Origin of the sequence: Streptomyces sp., assembly GCF_019510245.1 — a bacterium.
Taxonomy (GTDB): Bacteria; Actinomycetota; Actinomycetes; order Streptomycetales; family Streptomycetaceae; genus Streptomyces.
In genome coordinates this window covers 1-6,491 of record NZ_JAEKKT010000037.1, presented here as the reverse complement: position 1 = coordinate 6,491, position 6,491 = coordinate 1, and the positions used below count along the sequence as shown (strand labels likewise).

General features: G+C 67.9%; 6 protein-coding genes. 5 read left to right on the top strand and 1 reads right to left on the bottom strand.

Features of this window, described 5'->3' with window-relative positions; all coding sequences use genetic code 11:
* From JF597_RS01265 to JF597_RS01240, 5 genes are all read left to right on the top strand, one after another.
* On the top strand, window positions 1–2,583 hold a 2,583-nt coding region (locus JF597_RS01265), incomplete at its 5' end, for a putative Ig domain-containing protein (protein WP_293987399.1).
* Window positions 2,584–2,909: 326 nt separating this feature from the next.
* Window positions 2,910–3,374: a DUF1918 domain-containing protein gene (locus tag JF597_RS55405; protein ID WP_366916364.1), complete on the top strand. Its 465-nt coding sequence runs from the start codon at window positions 2,910–2,912 to the stop codon at window positions 3,372–3,374.
* 7 nt (window positions 3,375–3,381) lie between these two features.
* Complete coding sequence (locus JF597_RS01250; protein WP_293987396.1) at window positions 3,382–3,588, top strand: DUF5988 family protein; 207 nt, start codon at window positions 3,382–3,384, stop codon at window positions 3,586–3,588.
* A gap of 288 nt (window positions 3,589–3,876) precedes the next feature.
* Entirely contained in the window at window positions 3,877–4,293 is a 417-nt protein-coding gene (locus tag JF597_RS01245; RefSeq protein ID WP_293987393.1) for a CBS domain-containing protein, read from the top strand.
* A gap of 218 nt (window positions 4,294–4,511) precedes the next feature.
* On the top strand, window positions 4,512–5,357 hold the full coding sequence (locus tag JF597_RS01240) for a hypothetical protein (protein ID WP_293987390.1): 846 nt from the start codon (window positions 4,512–4,514) through the stop codon (window positions 5,355–5,357).
* 933 nt (window positions 5,358–6,290) lie between these two features.
* Here the strand turns inward: JF597_RS01240 and JF597_RS01235 are convergent.
* On the bottom strand, window positions 6,291–6,491 hold a 201-nt coding region (locus tag JF597_RS01235; protein ID WP_293987388.1), incomplete at its 5' end, for a BON domain-containing protein.

Sequence of the window (6,491 nt, the reverse complement as noted above, 5' to 3'; positions counted from 1 at the left end):
GGCATCGGGGTGACGGCCGCGAGCCTGAGCTTCGCCCGGGACCAGGTGCTCAAGGGCGTCGAGCCCTGGAAGAGCTACTACGCCGCGATGAGCGCGTCGAAGTACGCCTCCACGACGCTGGTGTCCAAGAACGTCAGCCCGGTGCTCGACCATCCGGCGCTGTCGTCGTTCACCTCGACCAAGACTGAATCAAAGCTCATCGAGGACTCTTGGGGCGCCTACACCCAGGCGTTGCTGTACTACTTCACCGGGAACAACGTCTACCGCGCCAACGCGATGAAGATCGTACGGATCTGGAGCAACATGGATCCGACTCAGTACGCGTACTATCCCGACTCGCAGATTCATACCGGCGTCCCGCTCTACCGCCTCCTGGCGGCCGCCGAACTGCTGCGCGCCACCAGCTACGACTCCACCTACACCGCGTACGACCTCGCCTGGCACGACAGCGACAACGTCGAGCTCACGACGAACCTGATCAACCCCATGCTCGCTGTGTTCGAACACAGGAACACGAACTACATGAATCAGCACACGTATCCACTGATCGGCGCCATCGCGGCGTACATCTTCACCGACAACCGGCCCCGCTACGACGAGGCCGTCGAGTGGTACACCGTCAACGCGACCACCGCCAGGCCCGAGCAGAACGGCGCCCTCGCGCCGATCTATCCGCTCATCGCCGCCGACAACCCGTTGAACCACTACGGCTACCCGTTCGTCCAGCACCAGGAGATGGGACGGGACCAGGCCCACGCCGGTGACGACGTCGACAACCTCGCCGGGCTCGCGCGGATCCTGACCGTGCAGGGGACCAAGGTGGATCCGGTGCACGGAACCGTGTCCACCGCGCCGGACGCCGTCGATCCGTACCACTTCCTCGGCGATCGCCTGCTGGCCGGATCCGATGCCTACGCGCGTTTCATGCTCGGCTACGACACTCCGTGGATCGACACCTCCGGCGGTCCCGGCTCAATCTCCTCGGGGTATCGCGGGCGGCTCATCGCGCTGACCGAGATCAACGAGATCTACGACCAGTACGAGTACACCGAGGGCGTGGACGTCGACAAGGATGCCCCCTATCTGGCCAAGGCCCACGAGCAGGCGGAAGGTCCGCTTTTCCACAACGGTTCCACCACACTGAGCAACTTCTGGGGCGGCCAGGGCGCCGGCATCGACACCGGCCCGGAGTACTGGCTCTCCTTCCCGGCCGCGCTGGCCGGACAGGCGCCGCCGGTCGCGACCAGCCCCGCCGTGCAGGCCGTCCAGAAGGGCTTGGCCTTCGACGGCGGCACGGTGATGACCTCGGACGCCAGTGGCGGTTACGCCTCGATGCATGCTTCGAGCAGCGGCACCACGCTCGTGGTCCACGACCTGACCTACAGCGACCGCACCAAGTACGCGCCGGTCGGGCTGATGATCCGGACCAACGGGTCGGGGATGCGGCTGGCGATCGCGAAGGATCAGCACACGCCGGCCTTCCGGACGATCTCGCTGCCGAACACCGGCGGGCAGTGGCGTTACGTGACGTACGACGTCGCTCTCACCACGGTGCGCTCCAATCAGGCGGGCGACAACATCGGCTACTACACGCTGACCGGTCCGGACGGCGGGACTGCGGACATCCGGCACGTGAACACGCTCGCCGCGTCGCAGTTGTCGATACCTCAGTTCCCGCAGGGTCTGAGCACGGACGTCATCGGGGTCGCGAAGGAGCAGTTCACCAGGTCGTTCGCGGCGACCGACGCGAACCCGAGGGACGTCGTCACCTATCGCGCCGAAGGCTTGCCGGACGGAGCGGTCCTGGATTCTTCGACCGGCGCGTTCACCTGGACGCCGACCCAACCGCAGACCGGCACGTACCACTTCACCGTCGTGGCGGACAACGGAACGGTCGACTCAGTACTCGAGGTCACTCTGGTCGTCGCGCCCAACCGCGAGCAGGCCTGTCGTCAGGCGCTGACCGGATATGACCCGAAGCAGGTCTACACGACCGGCACGTTGGGCGCGTTCACCACGGAATCCGACCAGGTGTGGGCGACGCTCCACAGCGCGACCGACGCCGACTTCATCAGCTCGCTGGTTCAGCTCCAAGGGGCCGTGCGCGGCTTGCGGTTGTTGAACCCGCTGCTGCCGGACGGCACGCTCGCCTTCCCGCCGCTCGTGACCTCCAGCCTCTCCGCTCTCAACGTGGCCAACCTCGTCGACAGCGACTTCAACACCACTTCCGGCGATCTGCACACGCCGTTCTGGATCGACTTCGGAGCCGGTTTCAAGGTCACCGCGTCGGCGTTCGGTCTCCAGGCCCGGTACGGCTTCGCCAACCGGTCGCAGGGTGCGAACGTCTACGGCTCCGATGACGGGGTGGCCTGGACGCTGCTCACCTCGCGGGAGACGACGAACACCACGGCCGAGAACTACGTCATGGAGACCATCCCTGTGTTGCCGTCGGTTCAGGGAATGGCGTTCCGGTACTTCAAGGTGCAGGTCGACGACCCGGGCATCCCGACCGACCCGGCGTACCCGGGGCTCTCCTCGTTCGGCGAGATGCGTATCCACGGCGTGCGCGGCGAGGCGTCGTGACCGTCGGTCAGGTGGTCGGCACGCCTTCCCCGAAGGCGTGCCGACCCACGACCGGAGCCGTACTCGAGTCTCCTGCCCTCGACAGGGTCCAGCCGGCTGCGTGCGAGGTCGACGATCACCAGTCCAGACCGCTGCCCGGAGTCTCGTGGCGTGGGATACGCAACGCGCTTCGGCACACACGCCGTATCGGCTGAAATGTCGAGACGAGTGTGTTCAGCCCGAAGGGCCGAACGCCTCTGGCGTCGAGACCGGGTGCGCGATCCAATCATCATGAAAAGGCCGACTCACGGTCGGCACGTGCCATGAGGATCACGGAGGCGACGGTCATGAAGGCAACGGTCGGCGACCGCATCGTCATCCAGTCCCGCCACGTGGACGAACCCGAGCGCGACGGCGAGATCGTCGAGGTCCATGGCCCCGACGGCACACCGCCGTACCTGGTTCGCTGGTCCGACGACGGCCGCACCGCGCTGCTGTACCCCGGCCCCGACGCGCACATCGGCGGCCACACACCCGCGACGGCCGTCCATCACGTCACCGCCTGGCACGCAACCGTCTACCTGACCGAGGAGGACGGGCACACCACGGCCGACGCGGTGCTGAACACCGGCAGCAACGCCCTGCACGGCCGGGGCACGGCATACCGGAACCCCGCCGATCCCGAAGTCCCGGAGATCGGGGACGAGCTCGCCACCGGACGCGCCCTCGTCGCCCTGGGCCGCCGCCTGATTGAGATGTCCGCCGAGGACATCGGTGCGATCGAAGGCCATCGGGTTCACCTGAAGGGATGACACGCGCATGAGCAGCGACAAAAGGGCGGTCCTTGATCGTGGGCCGGAGGCGCTCACCGGGCGGATCGTGTCGATCGAGACTCCCGGAACCGATCTGAAGATCCCGTTCAACAACGGTTACGAGCACTTCAAGCCCACGTCCCGCCGTGCGAACACCTCGGAGGGACCGTTGCCCGTCTACGAGTGGTGGGAGAGGACGGAGATGTCCAGCTAGCCACCCGCCAGGGCGGCCGAGGCCGGGCCGGTACTGCAGCGATACGTGCACGTCGCCCCGGCCACCCAACCGTACAGCTCGACACAGATCTTGGTGGACGGGCACGTCGCCGTTTCACGCTTGATCCTCACCGGCGCGCCCGAGGCCCGGATCGCCTGATCGGACGCGCCCGGCCGCACCCCGGGCGCGGCGCCAGGACGATGAGGGAAATCGCCGGCCCAGGCTCGGCTTGCCTGCTGGTTCGGCAGCGGACCGGACACCGGTACACCAATCGAGATGGAGTGTGAGATGACCACTGCGGAGCAGATCATGCACGAGGACGCGCGCTGGATTCTGGCGACGGAGACGCTGGACCGGGCCGCGCAGATGATGCGCCAGTCGGACATCGGCGCGCTGCCGGTGGCGGACGGGAACGAGCGGATGTGCGGGATCATCACCGACCGCGACATCGTCATCAAGTGTGTGGCGTTGGGCCACGATCCGTCGAAGGTGACCGCCGGGTCGTTGTGCGAGGGGACGCCGTGGTGGGTCGAGGCGGACGAGGACGTCGACAGCGTCCTGGAGGCGATGGAACGCCACCGGATACGGCGGATGCCGGTGATCAAGGACAAGAGGCTGGTCGGGATCATCAGCGAGGCGGATATCGCCCGCCACCTGCCGGAAGACCGGGTTGCCGAGTTCGTCGAGCGGATCTGCGCCGCCTGACGGTCGCCGGGCACGGATTCGGCGCCTTCGGCCAGCCCCGACCCGCTCTGGCCGGCGGTCGCGCGGATTCGGGACTCTTGGCCCTGCCCGGGTCCGTCCGAACGCGCTCGAATTAGCCGTATCCCGCGGTGTTCGACAAGGGCACAGCGGGAACGGCATCGGTCCACGCCAGGTCGTGCTCCGGTGACGAAGCGGAAGTGCTCGCCCCGGAGGAAGACATGAGCCAGACGACAACAACGGGCCAGGCGTTAACCACGAGGCGCGGCGACGCGGCGCATCGATGGCGGGGAGCCGACATCCGGCCGCTGCCCGCATCCGACCGGCTTGCCATCGGTGCCGACCAGGCCGGCCGGCACCGGGCGGCGACTCACTGCCTGGTGACGGTCGACATCACGATCGCGCGGGGCCTGATCGCCGCGTCCGGCGCGGGGCTGTCGTTCACCGCGTTCGCCGTGGCGTCCGTCGCGCGGACCGCGGCCGAACACCCCGAGGTACACGCCTACCGCGACTGGCGGGGACGGCGCGTGACCCACCGCCATGTCGACCTAACCGTCCCCGTCGAGGTCCGGACTCGGAACGGCCGGTTCGCCGCGGCCCATGTCCTGCGCGACGCCGACATCCGGGATGTCGAAGACATCTCCGCGGAACTGCGGGCCGTCAAGGAAGGTCGGCTGCACAGTGACGGCGCCGGAATCGCTACGCGCTTTCCACCGCTGCTGCGGGTTCCCGGAGTGGTCCGTGGTATCTGCACGGTGCTGGACCGGTCGGTGCGGGCACGCCAGCGCACTGGAACCGTCGCCGTGACCACGATCGCGGGACCGGCGGCCTGGGGCGGAGGATTCGGCATCGTCCCGCTGGCCCTGATGCCGCTGCAGGTGGTCATCGGCGGCATCGGCCGACACCGGCACATCAGCGGCCATCTGATCGACTGGCACGAGATGCTCGACCTCACGGTGACCTTCGACCGCCGCCTCGTCGCCGACGCGTCGGCGGCCGAGTTCGTCGCGCGGCTGCGCAGCGTGGTCGAGAAAGCCGAGGTGCTTCCACAGCGGTGGCCGAGCTGATCCGCGGCGGTTTTCCGCCTGGCCGATCGCGTGGCGGCGCGACGGCGCCTGGTAACGACGGCCGCAGCCAAGGCATTCGATGACGGCGCCGAAGTCACGGAGTACTGGAGCCGACAGGCACAAGAAGGCAAGTGCACCGCGGCGAAGATGTTCTTCGCCGCTGGCCGGCCCCGGCAGCCATTAGGCTGACGATGCCGGGCCGCCTGTCCGGCGGCCGGGTCGGACGGCCAAGGCCGCCAGGCGGTGTTCGCCGTGCCGAAAACAGGAACGGCCCGCGCTCGGCGCGAGCCGTGGGACTGGAGATCGCAGCCGGGAACCTGCGAATGGCGCAACGGAAAGCGATCCGGCTCCGCGGACCTCCATGGGCCGCCGCTGAGATCCAATCAGCACCCCGATTCAGCGGTCGCGGTCACTCCGCGGCGTGACGCAGCGCGGGCCGAGCTCCGGGGTGCGGAGATGAGCTGGGGAAGCCAGGCCCAGCGGCTCTTGTCGGGCGCAGACTTCCATGCGTGACCATGTGCACATCGATGTCGCCGGACTCCCGCACCCGTCGTGGCCGCGGGCACGTTGTTCGCCGCGTGCAGGCTCTGCGTGTGGCCACCATCAGTGACGGGTCCTCCGACCTCTGATAGAAGATCCCGTTCACGATCTCCCGGTAGTCGTAGACGCCCGAATGCCCGGTCGGCGACCGATGCTGCGCCTTCCACACCACGATCACCGGTTCGATCAACGACTACTGCGCATCCGGCACATGGCTCTTATACGGCATCCGCTCGCTCACCGAACCAGCGCACCACGCAGCCGCCAGCCTGTCGGCCGGTTCAGCCCAACGCCACACCATCGAGCAAACCCATACCGGACATCACGGCACATCCCTCCCTCTGGCACCCACCGGCCACGCCAAACTGAACGGCTTTGGGACTAGGACCGTGCTCACGTGCCCGGGCGGCGGTGCTCGAACCCGCCGGGAAGGCGGCCCGCGGGGAGTTTGTCGCCGCTGTCGTCCCGGAGGCAGGCGAGTTCGTTGACGACGTCCACGACCCCGTCGGTGTGCCGCACCATCTTCCCGACCAGTTCGGCGACGCTGCGGGTCTCGACGGTGCCGCGCAGCCGCACCACCCCGTCGGCCACTGA